The following is a 16,865-nucleotide window of genomic DNA, read 5'->3' as shown; positions in this document are numbered from 1 at the left end:
GGAATAATGATTTTAATGTTTAATTTATTAATAAAGAGGGGATTATTAATATTTATAAAGAAGGGAGAATACTATGGCTGAAAAGAATACTGTTTTAGGTATTGATGAAAATCTTGAGGCTCTGCTGTGCTATGTACTGGGGTGGATTACCGGAATTGTGTTTTTGTTTTTAGAAAAAGAAAACGAATATGTAAGATTTCATGCTATGCAGTCATTGGTAACCTTTCTAGCTCTATTTGTAATTACTATAGTAATCGGTTGGATTCCTATTTTAGGCTGGCTTGTTTCATTTCTAATTTCTATTTTAGGTCTGGTGCTCTGGCTAATATTAATGGTTAAGGCCTATCAGGGCCAACTTTATAAACTACCATATGCTGGTGATTTTGCTGAGGAGCAGCTTTCAAAGATGAAAAAATCTAAAAAAGAAGAAAGTTCTGATGATCAATAAGCGAATATTTTTTTACACCCTTCGGGATAAAATTTAAATATAATCTCGGAGGGATTAAATATTTAAAATACTTAATCTTAGAAAAATTTGGTAAAAAGGAGAGGAACACCTTGTTTAGAAACATTATTTTTAATAAAACAATTTTAATTCTTTTAGTTTTTTTGCTGATAGTAGCACCTATTTTCATCCAGACTGTTCAAGCATCAAGTATTGTGGATAGGCTGCTTAAAACACTTGGGATTGGAGTAGTTGTCGATAGATTTGCAGAACCTATAAATGACTTTATCAACACACTAACTTTAAATAGAGGTGTTGAAGTACAGCAGAAAACAAAGGTTGTTCCTATAGTTACTGTAGGATCAGGAACTTATGTTGGAGCAGTACAGGTTGCAGGTCCAGAAGAAGCAGTTAATAGGGTTGAAGCAGTGGCTCAACTTGAAGGTGATTTTAGGGGAGGAGATTTTAGAATAAGGGCTCTTGTACCTATTAATACTAAAAACCCCGGCAATCTGCAAAATGTAGAAAGAATTCCAGAGGTAGGTGTGACAGCTCTAATAGATATTAATATTTAAAATTATATAGCAAAAAATTATGCAAATAGTATTTTTGTTAGCACCACTCTTAGGCAATTATTGCAATTAGGGTGGTGTTTTTTTATGTCTAAATTTTTTCTAAATTAACTTGACAATAAGAATTATTACTGATAATATTGTAAATATACAAATAGTTTGTACCACTACAAAAATATAAGGAGAGATTTAAAATGTTAAAAAATAAAAAACATATAACAATAATATTTCTTGTTTCATTGCTTAGTCTTTTAATCGTTTCTGGCGTTCAGGCAAAAGAAAAACCTGTAGTTGTTTCAAGTTTTACTGTACTTGCAGATGCAGTAGATCAGGTTGCTGGAGATAATATTGATCATCGAGTAATAGCTCCGGTTGGGGCTGAAGTCCACGAATGGGAATTAGTGCCTGAAAATTTTGTGGCTTTAGAAGAAGCAGATCTTTTCTTCTATAATGGTCTAGAAATTGAAGAGTGGCTTCCCCAGGCAGAATCTGCACTGCAGTCTGGTTCGAAAGCTGTAGCTGTTGCTGAAAACATTGATGTAGATTTATTAGCTATTTTATTAGGTGATTATGAAGGTAGTGATGATCCTCATGTTTGGATGGATCCCTTGAAATATGCTAAATATATTGAAGTAATAAGAGATGAATTAATAGAAATAGATCCTAAAAATAAAGTTGAATATGAGATGAATGCTGCAAATTATATTGCAGAGATTTGGAATCTTCATGCAGAATTAACTAATAGTTTAAGAGAGTTACCTGAAGAAAGAAGGGTTTTAATTACATCTGAAGCAGCATTCCTGTATTTTGCAGATAGATATAATTTTAGTCATGATGCTGTCTGGGGTAGTAATTCAGAAGAAGAAGGAACTCCGGCCCAAATACTAAGGGTTACAGAAATAATCAATGAAACCCAGCCTGGTGCAATATTTTACGAGAGTACAATTTCAGATAGACATGTCAGAGCAGTATCTGATGATACTGGTAGTGAAGTATTTGGACCATTATATGTGGATTCACTGGGCGAGTCTGGTGGAGAGGCTGGAAATTACATTGATATGATGAGAGTAAATGTTGAACTTATTTTAGAGGCTTTAAATTATTAGAGGTGATTATTTATGACAATTAATCAATTGGCAGTTGAAGCTAAAGCTGTATCTGCAAGTTATTCCGGAGCTAAAGAGCCAATATTATATGATGTTAATTTAGAACTTCCCCAAGGTAATTTTATAGCACTTATCGGCCCCAATGGGGCCGGTAAGTCCACCTTGTTTAAGCTGCTTGTCGGTTTAAAAAAACCTGAGCAAGGCTCTATTAGACTAAACGGTGATACCGTTAAAGCTCATAGAAAAAAGCAAAAAATTTCCTATATACCTCAAGAAGGTGAGTTAGACTGGGATTTCCCAATCCTGGTCAAAGATGTTATTAAAACTGGTCTTTTTGGCAAACGTAATTATTCTCTCTTTGATAAACTTTTAAGATTTAATTTATACAAAAAAGAAGAGCTTCAAAAGATTGATGAAGTTTTAGAATTAGTAGACCTTAAGAATAAAAAGAATTCACCAATAAAATCACTTTCAGGAGGTCAAAAGAAAAGAGTATTTTTAGCTCGAGCTCTAATCCAGAATGCAGAGATACTTCTTTTAGATGAACCATTAACTGGAGTTGATCAACAGTCTGAAGAGATAATAATGGACTTATTAAAAAAAGGAGCAGCTGATGGTAAAACTATTTTAATGGCATCACATGATATTGCTGCTACTAGAGAATATGCAGATTTAGCAATATTGATAAATAAGACGATTATCAAGGTTGGAGATCCAGATGAATTGATTACTAAAGAGTGGATAAAAGAAGTTTTCGGTAAGAGTTTGCATTATTTATAAGTTTAGAGATGGAGGTATAGTTAATGATTATATATACAATTTTAGAAAGAAATATAAATAGAATAATGGGAGCTATTGCTTATCTATTTAGCCTGCTTCCAGGTGGTTTAGGAGCTCCTTTTGAATATCAATTTATGCAGAGAGCCTTATTAACTGCTATTTTGGTGGGGGTTGTTTGTGGTATTTTGTCCAATTTTATTATTTTAAAAAAATGGGCTCTACTTGGCGATTCAATTAGCCATGCGGTTTTACCTGGAGTAGCTTTTGCCTATTTGCTAAATCTTCCCTTTGCAGTTGGTGCTTTTGTTGCTGGTATTATTGCAGCAGGGAGTATGTCATTTATTGAGATTAATAGCCGCATTAAAGAAGATACAGCAATGGGGATTATATTAACCAGTTTTTTTGCTGCTGGTGTTATAATAATCAGTAGAATAGCAACTTCAACCCACTTAATGCATATACTATTTGGTAATGTACTTGGAGTGCAGATGGATACTTTGATTTTGACAGTAATTATCAGTTTTATAACATTATTTTTTGTTAAAATCTATTTTCATGAATTATTGATTTACACATTTGATCCGATACAATCATCGGCTTTAGGCTTTAATAGATTATTTTTTCATTATGGTTTAATGTTTTTGATAACTATGACAATTGTAGCTAGTTTAGAAACAGTGGGTATAATATTAGTGGTTGCAATGCTTATTACACCTGGAGCCACTGCATATTTATTATCAGATAGATTGTCAGTTATGATATTAATCTCAGCTTCAATTGGCTTTATATCATCTATTGTAGGTCTTTATCTATCTTTTATATATAATATTGCTTCAGGTGCTTCAATAGTTATAATTATGTCGATAATTTTCTTAGTTACCTTGATTATTTCTCCTAAATATGGCATCCTTAACTTAGGCAAAAAACTTCAGATTAGCTAAAATGATTTAAATGGAGAGATAAAAATGTTAACAACTGTAATGGAAGATTATCTTGAATGCATCTATGATATCATAGAAATTAAGGGTTACGCAGGAACCAATGATATAGCTGAAAAGCTAGATATTTCTCCTTCGACAGTAAGCAGGATGATAAAAAAATTGGATGAAGAGGGTTATATTAATTATGAGCCTTATCGGGGGATGACATTAACTAAGACAGGTGAGATTATTGGGGAAAGAATTAGCTCAAATCACAAGCTGTTAGAAGAATTTTTTAATATATTAGGTATAGAAGATGAAGAAATTATTGAGCAGGATATTGAGGGTATAGAGCATTATTTAAGTGATAAAACTATTGAAAGTGTGATAGCTCTGGTTAGTTTTTTTAAAGAAAATCCTGAAAGATTAAAAGAGTTCAAGCAATTTAAAGATCAAAATTAGAAAAATTAAGCTATTATTTAAGAGGAATCCTTAATAGATTGAGACTATAATATGTCAACTATTAAAAAGGATTCCTCTTTTAGGTTAGTTTGAGCAGCGAAATTTATAATAAAGATGCTTTAGATAAACAATTAAAAAACATCCCTATCAAAAAGGATAAGGATGTCATAATCCAGTTCTTTTTTAAAGCTCAAATTATTGAGCATTTTTTAGATCTTCATTATTTTCATCATCTAAACTTTTAATCTCAAGAATATTTATCGGACAGTTCTGTACACAGACATCACAGCGAATACATTCTTCACTTTCAAACTGACCATCTTCATTAAAATTTTTGTATGGCTCTAATTGCATTGGACAGGCTTTAGAACACAGTCCACATTCTTTACACAATTCTTCTGACTCAATGGTAACTTTTTTATCTGTTTTAGATGCAACATTTAATATTTTTCCTACCTTATAGCTAAATCGCTGTAAAGTACCCATTGGACAAAACTGACACCAGGTTCTGGGAGAAATAAAGATTGTAGCTAGCCCTCCTAAAATGGTTACCATTAAATAACTTGCAACAAAAATCATTCCGAGCTGATCAAAAAAGCTTTGTTGCCCAAAATTACTCCAGGCATCGATAAACTTTCTTCCCACCTGAAAAGAAAAAAAGATAAAAAACCCGTATTGTACATACTTAGACTTTAAAAAATCAGGAATTTTTTTATTTTTGCTTAATGGCATTAATAAAGAGTCAAATAAACTGCCATGGGGACAAATATTACCACACCAGTATCTTCCTTTAAAAAAAGCAGTTATGGTTAAACCTGCCATTATTGGCAGTACAAAAAGTCCTAACTTTGGAAACCAGAGCCCTCCAATTGCAATGGTTAGAGTAAAAATCCAAGAATATTTTCTTAATAAAGTAAATGCTCTGTTTGTTTCAATATAATACTTTGAATCGGCAGGCATTTTATTCCTCCTTATATTATTAAATCTCGATATTACGATATAACATATCTTGATAATTGTCAAGCTGATTTTAGAAAAATACAGGACAATTAAAGATATTAAAGAATTATTAAATAAGAAAGTTATATTTAAATTCATTTTTGGAGCTATTCACAAATTAATGGAGGGCTGATCATGGAAAAAATTCTTACTTTTACACTTAATCCAACTGTTGACAAAAGCGCAAAAGTTGATAATGTAAGGGTTGAAGCTAAGCTTCATTGTGACACAGTTAGATATGAACCAGGTGGAGGAGGAATAAATGTTTCTCGGGCAGTAAAAAAACTTGGTGGAAGTTCCAGGCTTGTCTATACCTCAGGTGGTTTTACAGGTAGAAAGCTGGATAAACTTCTGGAGCAAGAAGAACTTAATTTAAAGTCCATAGAGATTGAAGATTCTATCCGTGAGAATTTCATAATATTTGAGCGGGCCTCTCAACAGCAATATAGATTTGGTATGCCAGGCCCAAAAATAAGTGATAGTGAATACCAGATGATATTTGATATTTTTAGTAATATAGAAAATTTTCCTGAGTATTTTGTTATAAGTGGAAGTATCCCGGTGGGTACTGATGATAAAATATATGCAGAACTTGCTGGACTTGCCAAAAAAAGAGGAGCAAAGGTTATAGTTGATGTTTCCGGTCCTCCTTTAAAAGCGGTCATGGAAGAGGGAGTTTTTTTAATTAAACCAAATATCGGTGAGTTTCAGCAGTTGGTTGGGAAGGAACTTCAGGATGAAGAAGAAATAAAGAAATATGCTCTTAAGTTTGTTAATGATTCCTGCTGTGAGATGATTGTTATTTCCATTGGCGCCGGTGGTGCTCTGCTTGTTTATCAAGATAAGGCTAAGTTTATGCGGCCACCTACTGTACCTATTAAAAGCAAGGTTGGAGCTGGTGACAGTATGGTTGCCGGAATGGTCTTAAGTCTTTCACAGGGTAATTCAATTGAAAATGCTTTTGCTTATGGTATAGCTGCAGGCTCTGCTGCTGTGATGACACCTGGTACAGAGCTGTGTCGGAAAGAAGATACAGATAGATTGTATAAGAGCATGATTTAAGAGATTTAATTCAAAAAAGTTAGATAATGAAATTAGTGAGGGGATATAGTTGAAAATAGATAAAAATAAATTAGATAATTATGACTGGTACAAAACAAGTATTGAAAACACCTTAAAAAAGTTTGAAACTTCAAAAAATGGCTTATCGAAAAAAGAAACGGTTGAAAGGCTGGATAATTTTGGGAAGAATAAACTACCTTCTCCAGCTCAAAAGCATCCAGTGCTGAAGTTTTTAAGTCATTATAATAATGTATTAATTTATGTATTGTTTGCTGCTGCGATTGTAACTGCATTGCTGGGGCACTGGATTGATACTATAATTATTTTAGCTGTAGTTGTTATAAATGGTTTAATTAGTTATATTCAGGAAGGTAAAGCAGAGAAGGCCCTTGATGCTGTTAAAAACATGCTGTCAACTACAGCAAGGATAAAAAGAGAAGGGGAGATCAGAGAGATAACTGCTGAGGAAGTTGTTATCGGAGATATAATTTATTTAAAACCCGGTGATAAGGTACCTGCAGATTTAAGGTTGATTGAAAGCAAGAATCTATCAATAAATGAGGCATCTTTAACCGGTGAGTCAGTACCGGCTTCAAAAAAGACTGAAATTTTTAAACAAGAACTGGCACTTGGGGATAGAAAAAACATGGCTTATTCCAGCACTATAGTAACTTCAGGTGAAGGAATAGGTGTTGTTGTTGCCACAGGAAAAGATACAGAAATTGGCCGGATAAATCAAATGATCTCAAGTGTAGAAAAATTAAAAACACCTTTAATTCAACAGGTAGATAGATTCGGTAAACAACTAACATTATTCATATTGTCTTTAGGCTTTTTAGTATTATTGATCGGTAGGTTTTTAAGGGGTACTCCCTTTGATGAACTTTTCCTATCAGTGGTAGGAATAGCTGTTGCCGCAATACCGGAAGGTTTACCTGCTGTTATCACAATAACCCTGGCTATTGGGGTACAGAGAATGGCTGCTAGAAATGCAATCATAAGGAAGCTGCCGGCAGTTGAAACCCTGGGTTCTGTTTCTATTATTTCTTCAGATAAAACAGGGACCTTAACAGAAGGCGAAATGACCGTAAAAACTGTTGTAACAGCCGATAAAGATTATACTATAAGCGGTAATGGATATGATCCATCTGGTAAATTAATAAATAAGGAAAAAGAAGTAGATCTTTCAAAAGAATCAGTACTCAAAGAATTATTGAAAAATGCTTCTTTAAATAATGATGCAAGGTTGGTTCAAAAAGAAAACAACTGGATAATAGAAGGTAGTCCCACAGAAGGAGCTCTAAAGACTTTAGTTGCTAAAAGCAGCTATGATAATAAGACTCTTGCCAAAAACAATCCCAGATTGGATTCAATTCCTTTCAACTCAGACAAAAAATATATGGCAACTTTAAATCAGGGAGATAACAATAATATAATTTATCTAAAAGGTGCTCCAGAAGTAGTATTAGATATGTGTGGTGAGCAATTAACTGAAGCAGGCTCTAAAAAACTTGATAAAGATTACTGGGGAAAAAGACAGGATGAGTTGGCAAGTAATGGCTATCGTCTTCTTGCTTTAGCTTATAAAAAAATTGATAAAAATACAAAGGAGCTATCCTTAGATCATATCCAATCAGAGATGATATTCCTGGGTATTATAGGAGTTATGGATCCACCTCGCAAGGAAGCTATCGAGGCAGTAAAGGAATGCCAGGAAGCTAATATAAAAGTTAAAATGATAACCGGTGATCACGCTACAACAGCTTCTGCAATAGCTGCTCAACTTGGGATTGAAAATCCTTCTGAGGTAATAACCGGAAATGAAATTAATAACTTAGATGATATTGAATTAAAAGAAGTCATAGAAAAAACTTATGTTTTTGCAAGAGTAAGTCCAGAACATAAGTTAAGATTAGTTACAGCTATGCAGGAGTTGGGTTATATAACCGCTATGACAGGTGATGGAGTTAATGATGCTCCAGCCCTCAAGAAATCAGATATTGGTGTTGCAATGGGTATTAATGGTACAGAAGCCACTAAAGAAGCTGCAGAAATGGTATTGGCTGATGATAACTTTGCCTCTATTATAAATGCGGTAGAAGAAGGTAGAACGGTTTACGATAATTTAAAAAAGGCGCTATTATTTATGCTGCCAACAAATGGGGGAGAAGCTCTAGTTATCATGGCAGCTGTATTATTTGGCTTTAGTCTACCAATTACTCCAGTCCAGATATTGTGGATAAATATGATAACTGCTGTTACCCTGGCTTTAACACTTGCTTTTGAACCGATGGAAGAAGATGCTATGAAAAGGCCACCGAGAGATACGGGTGAATCATTAACACCTTTTTCACTTCTGTTGAGAATAGGTTTTGTTTCGGTAATTTTAACTGCTACAACTTTAGGTATATATACCTGGGCAATTTCCAACGATTTAGCACTTCCATTGGCTAGAAGTCTTGCTGTAAACATGCTGGTTTATGGAGAAATTTTTTATTTGTTTAATAGTCGTTATATGACTAAAAGCTCTTTAAACTTAAAAGGTTTTAAAGCAACACCCTGGGTCTGGAAAGCCGTAGGAGCAGTTGTTGTACTTCAGTTTATGTTTGTATATTTTACTCCGATCCAGACCATCTTCGATGTTGCCCCTTTAAATTTATCACACTGGTTAATTATAATTGGGGTTAACTGTTTACTATTCTTAGTTGTGGAATTAGAAAAATATATAAGCAGAAATTTTTATTAGATTTGCGATAATAATTATTTTTGGATAGTAAATATATTAAATTTAAATGGGCTGTATAAGGAATCTCATACTATCCAAATTTAGTTTTATCGATCATAAGATTAATAAAGCTGGTATATTTGGCTTTTTTGCAAGAGGTACTGCAGTTAAATTAGATATTAAGTAAGTTCTGGGTTTATCTGTAGATATTATTACTTACAGAGGTTTAAAAAAGAAGTATTTAGAGATCAGGTGCTAATTGTATGATTTCAAAGAGAGATAAAAATCATTTAAATGATATTGATTAAAATTAAATAGCTATAAAATTAATGGCCCTTCTTTTTTAAGAAGGGCCATTTTAGAATTGAAAACCGCTAAAATGAAAGAATGTATATTATTTTAATCAATAAACTATTAATTGATTAATTATTTAAAGGATTGTTCTATTTAATCACGAATATAAATATTAAACAAATTCCTAAATTTGCTATTTTAATGATATAATTTTGCAAAATATTTTGAAAGAGGTGGTTTGATGGCCGATACAAATAGAATCTTCAGGATTATAAAAATGATTATGCTTTTAAATGAACCTTACAAACACTGGGAAGCTAAGGATTTTGCTGATTATTTTAATATATCAGAGCGAACTTTTCACTGGGATAAAAGAGTGATGGAAGAGCTGGGAGTTCCGATTTATTATGATAACCATCTCAAAGAATATAAAATACTCGATAATTTTCGTTTTAAGGCTCCCAATTTAGATCAAAAAGAGACAGAGGCTGTTTTGCTGGCGGCCAAAGAATATCAGAATAGAAGTTTTCCCATGAAAAAAGAATTGGAATCTGGGCTGGCCAAAGTATATAATTCACTACCAGAATTTTTAAAAAACAGTATGAGTGGTTATATAAAAAATTATGAGATTATTTCTGAACCCTTTGTAGAGTTAGAAGAATATCAGCAGAAATTTGAGCTGCTCAAAAAAGCAATGAATGAGGAAAAGAAAATAATAATTGATTATTATTCAATGAGCAGTGACCGGACAACACAGAGAAAGCTTGATCCCTATAACCTGTTTTTTAATAATGGAGCACCCTATCTTTATGCTTTCTGTCACTTAAGAGATGAGAAGAGAATGTTCAGGATTGATAGAATTAAAAAGTTGCAATTAACTGAAGAAAAATTCGAGCTGCCTGATAATTTTTCTCTTTCAGATGAGTTGCAGAATTCCTGGGGAGTTGAACAGGGTAAAAAAGAAATGGAAGTAAAAATAAAATTTAGTGGTAAAACAGCTCGCTTTGTACCTGAATACCGCTGGAATGATCAACAGGAAATTGAAGAAATAAGTGAAAACGAGATTATTTTTAATGTTAAAACCACCAGCAGAGAGGAGATTAAAAAATGGGTTTTAGGCTATGGTTCTGAGGCAGAAGTGCTTTCACCCCAGGATCTCAGAGCAGAAATACAGCAGGAAATAGAAAAAATGCTAGAAAATTATTAAAAAAACAGGTGTACGCGACACTACGGTGTCAGTGGGTGATGGTAAGATAAAAGCGTGAAATTCTTCAATCCTTATTATAGTGGATTAATTTCACTAATTAAGAACATATTTCAAACTTTATTTTACTAGCAATATAATTATATCAAAAAAAACTAAAAAAATAAATTATTTGAAAATTTTGATTTGATTTGGTATAATAAAAATAGATATAAATACTTATTAATAACATTAAAATTAATATAAAAACGGAGGTGTTAATGTGATTCATGCTTTAAAAGTGATGGGAGATTATGTTCAAGATAAAACGGAATCAAGTTTTTTAAGTCAGGTTGTGGAAAACCCAAATTCTAACGGAAAATATAATACTGTTTTAGTAGTTTTATTTAACAATGATGCGGAACTAAAATACCAGGAAATACAAATGGAAGAATTCACAAAGAAAAAGTTGGATAAATATGCATATGTTTATGGAAATCCACGTGGAGGAGATTTAACTCCAACGTCTAAGATTACTAAATTGGAGTCTACTTATTCCAGAATACAGAGGCCTTTAAAAAAATTAGTTAATAAAATAAAAAAACAGGATGAGCTTAATCAAGAAGAAGAAACTATAATTGAGATATTTAATTTATTTCAGGACGAAGAATTAAAAGATAAAATTTATCAGGAATTAGAAGTAATTTCCTATGATGACAATGCTGTGTTAACTATTGCTCTACAGGAAAATGATCAGATTAAATATGTAGGAGATTTTAATAAGTTTACTGAGTCACTTTTAGATAACTATGAAAAAGGATTTTATTTCAAAAAATCATATAATAAGGCAGAAAAAAATTCAGTTGGGAAAAATAATAAATGTTATATCTGTTCTAAAGAAAAAGATAAAACTTATGGTTATGTAGGAACATTTGCGTTTTACACTTTAGATAAACCAGGGTTTACAACTGGTGGCTTTAATAGAGGGGAGTCCTGGAAGAATTATCCGGTATGTTCTGATTGTGCAAGGACTTTAGATTTAGGAAAAAAATATCTAGAGGAAAATCTAAGTTCACGATTTAGCGGAATTAATTACTTTATTATCCCTAAAACAATTTTTGCATCAGAAACGGAAACTGAAGAAATGTTTGAAATACTAGGAGATTTAGAAGATAAGAAAAAACTATCATTAGAAAAAGAAAATAAAAAATCTCTATCTGGTTCTCAAAATGATCTTTTTCAGATGATGAGTGAATTTAAGAATTATGTTAACTTTAATATAATGTTTTATGAAGAAATTAATAGTGCTTTTAGAATTTTATTATATGTGGAAGATGTATTGCCTTCTTATATTCAGAAAATATTTGCTGCTAAGGATAAAATAGATAAAGATGAATTATTTGTTAATTTGCAGGGGAAAGATGGACCTTTCAAACTTTCTTTTACTTTTAATACTATTAGTAATTTCTTTTATGTTAACCAAAGAGGCAAACAAGATTTCACAAAGTTTTTTTTAGAGATTACCAATAATATTTTTTCTGAGAAAAAAGTTTCCTATGATTTGTTGATAAATAGGTTTATATATCATATTAGAGAAAAGTTTATTAATAGTCAGTCATACTGGCTTGATAATTTAAAAGCACTTCAGATTTTAAAGTTTTTAAATAAATTGGATTTATTAAATCAGAATGGAAAGGAGGAAAAATCTATGCCTACAGTTGATAGTGAATATAAAAAGAATATTGTTGATTTTCTGGATGAGCATAATGATGTACTTAACAGTAACAGCAAAAAATTAGTTTTTCTTGAAGGCGTTTTAGCACAGAAACTTTTGAATATCCAGAGTAGTGAAAGAGATGGCTCTAATCCATTTAGAGCCAGACTTAATGGACTTAAACTCAACGAAAAAATAATTAAAAGACTATATACAGAAATTATCAATAAATTGGAAGAATATGATAAAAATTATTATAAACAATTAGAAGAACTAATTGCAGATTATATTTTAGAAAGTAACTTATCTGAGATTAGCAATAATGAAATTTCATTTTATTTTGTAACTGGAATGAATCAGGCTAATAAATTTAACTTTCAAAAATCTGAGGAGGAGTAAAAATGGCTATTATAGATCAAAGAAGTGAGATAGTTTTTTTATACGATATTAAGGATGCAAACCCAAATGGTGATCCACTTGATGCCAACAAGCCGCGAATTGATGAAGAAACTGGAATTAACCTGGTAACTGATGTAAGATTAAAGCGTACTATTAGAGATTATTTATTTGATTATAAAGGCTTTAATGGTGAAGATGGAAAAGATATATTTGTTAGAGAAATCAAAAATGATGACCAAAGTATACAAGATGGGAAGGAAAGAGCTAAAGATTTTAAAGAAAATCCAAAAAAAGTTTTAGATCAATGTATAGATGTCAGAATGTTTGGCGGAGTAATTCCTCTGACCGGTGACTCTATTACCTATACCGGTTCTGTACAGTTTCAAATGGGTCGCTCTCTACATAAAGTAGAGTTAAACTATATAAAAGGTACAGGAGCTTTTGCTTCAGGGTCGGGAAAAACTAAAAAAACTTTTAGAGAAGAATATGTAGTTCCTTATTCTTTAGTTGGTTTTTATGGAATTATCAATGAAAACGCAGCTCAAAGTACTAAATTGACCCAGGATGATGTTGAATTATTATTGGAAGGTATCTGGAAAGGAACTAAAAATTTAATTACCCGCTCTAAAGTCGGACAGACACCCAGATTATTATTAAAAGTGAATTATAGTGAAGAAAATTATTTTATAGGTGAATTAAAAAGTTATATAAATTTAAATACTGATCTAAGAGAAGAAGAAATAAGAGATGTTTCTGATTATAGTTTAGATATTAGTGATTTATTAGCAGTAATTGAAACTAATTCAGAAAAAATTGATAGTGTTGAGTATAAAGTTAATCCTAGAGTTGAATTTATTAGTGATTCTAAAAGAATTAATTTAAATGATTTAGAATTATTTAAAGAGCTAAATATTTAAACTAAATATTAATCTTTGGGTGGACTATAATAGTTCACCTGAAGATATATAGAAAGGAGAAGGATAATGAATAAAGCATTAGTTTTTGATATCTGGGCTGATTATGCACATTTTAAAAAATATTATACTACAACTTCACCTTTAACTTTTTCTATTCCTCCTAAAACTACCTTATACGGCATTATTTCTGCAATCTTAGGGTTTTCAAAAGAGGAGTATTTAAAAAAATTTAATGAAGGTCTGTGTAAAATAGCGATACAAATTAAAAATCCTGTTAATAAAACAAGGATAAATTTAAATTTAATTGATACTAAAAAAGCTGCTTTAATGTCTCAAATTGAAACCAGAACCCAGATTAAAACTGAATTTTTAAAAGATGCTAAATATAGAATATATTTTATGCATCAGGATGAAGATTTATATAATAATCTTAAAGAAAAATTGAAAAATCATAAAACTGTATATTCAATATCCCTGGGATTAAGCGAAAATCTTGCTAACTTTAAGTATATTGAGGAAATAGAAGTAGAAAAAATTAACGAAAACAGCTGGCAAGAAATTAATACTGTAATGAGAATTGATACAGAAAATATCAGCAAAGGTGATATTGATTTTAGTCAGAATGGTCGAGAATATTTTAGTGATAAAATTGCTGTGGAAATGAAAAGTGATAGGACTGTAACTGATTATGCACAGGTTTTATTTGAAAAAAATGGTAAAAGTATTAAAGTAAATGTTAATAAATATTATAAGGATTCTAATAATAACAGGCTTTTGTTTTTATAACTTAGAAAGGATGATTATATGTTATATTCTCATCCAGAAAAATTTTTAATTGATCATTTGAATAATGTATATATGCTTGGTAAAGAAATTTTTGCAAGAAAAAAATTAAATTTCGCTAACTTGGCTGAAATTGAAAAAGCTTTGTCAATTATTTTATTGACACATGACTTTGGAAAAGCTACAGATTATTTTCAGATTAAATTAGAGAAGAGTTCATTTGGGAATAAATTGTCGAATAAAGAAGGTGAATTTAATCAAGAACTGAGTAAACATAGCCATATTTCTTCTTTATTAGCCTACCAATTTGCAGATCAGATTTTAGAAGATGACATTTTGGTCTGGATTGTTTTTATAACTGTTTATCGTCATCACAGTAATTTCAAAGACTTAGATAATATGCTTAAATTTGATGAGAGTGATTGGCCAAAGTTAAGAAAACAATTTGAAGCTTTAGATTTTAATGAGTTAGATAGTATAAGTGTTGAAATTAGTGATTTTGATTTTAAACCATCATCGATTGATTTTGATGATCTGAAAAATAAGTTTACAAATTGGAGATTCAGAAAAAATTTGAGAACTTTTAAAAACAAACCTAATAAAGATTTTAACTACTATTTGATTTCCAATTTATTATTTTCCATTTTAATTTTTGCCGATAAAGCAGAGGCTATATTTTATAGCAAAGGTTACAGCTTTAAAGATTTAAAAGAAGTTGCTTTAAACAGAAGTGATTTACCTGATGATTTAGTAAATAATTATAGAAATTTAAAAGGGTGGAATCAACCAGATAGTAAAATCAATATAAAGAGAAATCAAATTTATGATGAAGTTGTCAATCAAATTGAAAACATAAATATTGAAAATGAACGTATTTTATCTATAAATGTTCCAACAGGAGCTGGAAAAACTCTTTCTGTTTTTTCTGCTGCTTTAAAATTAAGAAATAAAATTTCTCAAGATTTTAGAATAATTTATGCACTGCCTTTCACTTCAATAATTGATCAAAATTATGATGTCTTTTTAGATGTTTTAAATCATTCCGATATGAAAGTTGATAGTACAAAAATAATTAAACATCATTATTTAAATGCTAAAAATTATTATTTAAATGAGGAAGACAAGGAAAGTCAGAAATTAGATTACGATATTTCAAAGCATTTAATAGAAAGCTGGCAGTCCGAAATAGTTGTTACCACCTTTGTTCAGCTCCTGCATTCAATTTTTTCCAACCGCAATCGTAGTTTGATTAAATTTAATAATATTTGCAATTCTATTATTATTTTAGATGAGGTACAGAATATTCCTCATAAATACTGGAAACTTATTAAAGAGTTTTTATCAGATATGGCTAAAAAATTAAATTGTTATTTTATATTTCTAACTGCTACAATGCCTTTGATTTATAATGAAAAAGAGCAAGAAATTAAAGAATTAGCTACAAGTAAAAGAGATTATTTTAAATTTTTTGATCGGATAAATTTAGACACCACTATGTTTAAGCAGCCGCTTACATTAGAGCAGTTTAAAGATTTTATAGAAGAGGAATTCATAGAATTTTATGATCGAAGCTTCTTAATTATTCTTAATACAATTAAGAGTTCAATCCATATATTTAATTATATTGAAAAATTAATCAACGAGGAAATTATTAATGGAGAATTGATTTATTTATCAAGCAATATTATACCTAAAGAAAGGCAGAAAAGAATAAAAAAAATCGGTAAGAAGAAAAGACAAATTATAGTTTCAACCCAGATGGTAGAGGCAGGGGTAGATATTGATTTAGATAGAGTTTATAGAGATTTTGCTCCTTTAGATTCTATAAATCAGTCCTGTGGTAGGTGTAATAGAAACTTTGACCCTGAAAATAGGGGTACAGTCAAATTGTTTAGATTAGTAAATGAAAATCATAATAATAAAGATTATGCATCTTATATTTATGATAATTTTTTATTAAAAATCACTTCTGATATTATTACTGAACTGCCTGAGATAGTTAGAGAAAATGATTTTTTTGAAATGAATCAAAAATACTTTAACAAAATAAACGAACTAAAAAGTAATGATAATTCAGAAACATTGATTAGTAAAATTAAAAATTTGAAATATGAAAAATCTTTCTTTAAAGACGAAAAAGAAGAAATATTTAGGTTGATTACTGATGATTATAATACAGTTAATTTGTTTATGGCAGTAGATGAAGACGCTGAAGAGCTCTGGGAAGAGTATAAAGAAATCAGTGGTCTAGAAAGTTATAATATTGAAGAATTTATGCTTAAAAAAGCTAAATTTGAAAATATTAAGAAAGAATTTTTATCTTATGTAATTACTATTCCCAAATTCACTGCTGAAAAGCATCTTGGCGATGAGCAGTTAAAAAATAACTTTAATTATATAAGCCCATTTCAGATTGAAGATGTATATAACTTAAACACAGGGTTTAAAAGACGGGAAATTGAAACTGAAACTTTCTTTTAATTAATTTTTGAGGATGTGAAAAT

General features: G+C 30.7%; 14 protein-coding genes. 13 read left to right on the top strand and 1 reads right to left on the bottom strand.

Features of this window, described 5'->3' with window-relative positions; genetic code table 11:
* The first annotated feature begins 73 nt into the window (after positions 1–73).
* From HALSA_RS07665 to mntR, 6 genes are all read left to right on the top strand, one after another.
* A complete protein-coding gene (locus HALSA_RS07665) occupies positions 74–448 on the top strand; it encodes a DUF4870 domain-containing protein (protein ID WP_013406012.1) in 375 nt (124 codons plus the stop codon).
* A gap of 110 nt (positions 449–558) precedes the next feature.
* Positions 559–1,020: a hypothetical protein gene (locus tag HALSA_RS07660; protein WP_013406011.1), complete on the top strand. Its 462-nt coding sequence runs from the start codon at positions 559–561 to the stop codon at positions 1,018–1,020.
* A 191-nt stretch (positions 1,021–1,211) separates the two neighbouring features.
* The gene (locus HALSA_RS07655) at positions 1,212–2,123 is read left to right on the top strand and encodes a metal ABC transporter solute-binding protein, Zn/Mn family (RefSeq protein WP_013406010.1); all 912 of its coding nucleotides are present in this window, start codon (positions 1,212–1,214) and stop codon (positions 2,121–2,123) included.
* 12 nt (positions 2,124–2,135) lie between these two features.
* A complete protein-coding gene (locus HALSA_RS07650) occupies positions 2,136–2,903 on the top strand; it encodes a metal ABC transporter ATP-binding protein (RefSeq protein ID WP_013406009.1) in 768 nt (255 codons plus the stop codon).
* Between the two features lie 23 nt (positions 2,904–2,926).
* Complete coding sequence (locus tag HALSA_RS07645; RefSeq protein ID WP_013406008.1) at positions 2,927–3,844, top strand: metal ABC transporter permease; 918 nt, start codon at positions 2,927–2,929, stop codon at positions 3,842–3,844.
* A gap of 24 nt (positions 3,845–3,868) precedes the next feature.
* Positions 3,869–4,285 (top strand): transcriptional regulator MntR, encoded by a 417-nt coding sequence (gene mntR, locus HALSA_RS07640; RefSeq protein ID WP_013406007.1) that lies wholly within the window; start codon positions 3,869–3,871, stop codon positions 4,283–4,285.
* A 195-nt stretch (positions 4,286–4,480) separates the two neighbouring features.
* Here mntR and HALSA_RS07635 read toward each other — a convergent pair whose 3' ends face one another.
* On the bottom strand, positions 4,481–5,245 hold the full coding sequence (locus HALSA_RS07635) for a 4Fe-4S binding protein (protein ID WP_013406006.1): 765 nt from the start codon (positions 5,243–5,245) through the stop codon (positions 4,481–4,483).
* Positions 5,246–5,419: 174 nt separating this feature from the next.
* Here HALSA_RS07635 and HALSA_RS07630 point away from each other — a divergent pair, with 174 nt between their 5' ends.
* The 7 genes from HALSA_RS07630 (at position 5,420) to HALSA_RS07600 (ending at position 16,842) form a co-directional block, all read left to right on the top strand.
* Positions 5,420–6,346 carry a 1-phosphofructokinase family hexose kinase gene (locus HALSA_RS07630; RefSeq protein ID WP_013406005.1) on the top strand — a complete coding sequence of 309 codons (927 nt, stop codon included), beginning with the start codon at positions 5,420–5,422 and terminating at the stop codon, positions 6,344–6,346.
* Between the two features lie 49 nt (positions 6,347–6,395).
* Complete coding sequence (locus HALSA_RS07625; protein WP_013406004.1) at positions 6,396–9,092, top strand: cation-translocating P-type ATPase; 2,697 nt, start codon at positions 6,396–6,398, stop codon at positions 9,090–9,092.
* A gap of 514 nt (positions 9,093–9,606) precedes the next feature.
* Positions 9,607–10,572: a helix-turn-helix transcriptional regulator gene (locus tag HALSA_RS07620; protein ID WP_013406003.1), complete on the top strand. Its 966-nt coding sequence runs from the start codon at positions 9,607–9,609 to the stop codon at positions 10,570–10,572.
* A gap of 259 nt (positions 10,573–10,831) precedes the next feature.
* A complete protein-coding gene (locus tag HALSA_RS07615; protein WP_013406002.1) occupies positions 10,832–12,661 on the top strand; it encodes a TIGR02556 family CRISPR-associated protein in 1,830 nt (609 codons plus the stop codon).
* 2 nt (positions 12,662–12,663) lie between these two features.
* Positions 12,664–13,578 carry a type I-B CRISPR-associated protein Cas7/Csh2 gene (gene cas7b / locus HALSA_RS07610; RefSeq protein WP_013406001.1) on the top strand — a complete coding sequence of 305 codons (915 nt, stop codon included), beginning with the start codon at positions 12,664–12,666 and terminating at the stop codon, positions 13,576–13,578.
* 66 nt (positions 13,579–13,644) lie between these two features.
* Entirely contained in the window at positions 13,645–14,364 is a 720-nt protein-coding gene (cas5b, locus tag HALSA_RS07605; protein ID WP_013406000.1) for a type I-B CRISPR-associated protein Cas5b, read from the top strand.
* Between the two features lie 18 nt (positions 14,365–14,382).
* Complete coding sequence (locus HALSA_RS07600; protein ID WP_013405999.1) at positions 14,383–16,842, top strand: CRISPR-associated helicase/endonuclease Cas3; 2,460 nt, start codon at positions 14,383–14,385, stop codon at positions 16,840–16,842.
* Positions 16,843–16,865 lie beyond the last annotated feature (23 nt).

Origin of the sequence: Halanaerobium hydrogeniformans, assembly GCF_000166415.1 — a bacterium.
Lineage (GTDB): Bacteria > Bacillota > Halanaerobiia > Halanaerobiales > Halanaerobiaceae > Halanaerobium > Halanaerobium hydrogeniformans.
Note: the sequence above shows the minus strand (reverse complement) of the source record. Positions and strands in the feature narration are given on the sequence as shown.

What these genes read in the sequence shown, in the direction of transcription:
- HALSA_RS07665 (WP_013406012.1), top strand. Translation starts at nt 74, where the DNA reads ATGGCTGAAAAGAATACTGTTTTAGGTATTGATGAAAATCTTGAGGCT.
- HALSA_RS07655 (WP_013406010.1), top strand. Translation starts at nt 1,212, where the DNA reads ATGTTAAAAAATAAAAAACATATAACAATAATATTTCTTGTTTCATTG.
- HALSA_RS07650 (WP_013406009.1), top strand. Translation starts at nt 2,136, where the DNA reads ATGACAATTAATCAATTGGCAGTTGAAGCTAAAGCTGTATCTGCAAGT.
- HALSA_RS07645 (WP_013406008.1), top strand. Translation starts at nt 2,927, where the DNA reads ATGATTATATATACAATTTTAGAAAGAAATATAAATAGAATAATGGGA.
- mntR (WP_013406007.1), top strand. Translation starts at nt 3,869, where the DNA reads ATGTTAACAACTGTAATGGAAGATTATCTTGAATGCATCTATGATATC.
- HALSA_RS07635 (WP_013406006.1), bottom strand. Translation starts at nt 5,245, where the DNA reads ATGCCTGCCGATTCAAAGTATTATATTGAAACAAACAGAGCATTTACT.
- HALSA_RS07630 (WP_013406005.1), top strand. Translation starts at nt 5,420, where the DNA reads ATGGAAAAAATTCTTACTTTTACACTTAATCCAACTGTTGACAAAAGC.
- HALSA_RS07620 (WP_013406003.1), top strand. Translation starts at nt 9,607, where the DNA reads ATGGCCGATACAAATAGAATCTTCAGGATTATAAAAATGATTATGCTT.
- cas7b (WP_013406001.1), top strand. Translation starts at nt 12,664, where the DNA reads ATGGCTATTATAGATCAAAGAAGTGAGATAGTTTTTTTATACGATATT.
- cas5b (WP_013406000.1), top strand. Translation starts at nt 13,645, where the DNA reads ATGAATAAAGCATTAGTTTTTGATATCTGGGCTGATTATGCACATTTT.
- HALSA_RS07600 (WP_013405999.1), top strand. Translation starts at nt 14,383, where the DNA reads ATGTTATATTCTCATCCAGAAAAATTTTTAATTGATCATTTGAATAAT.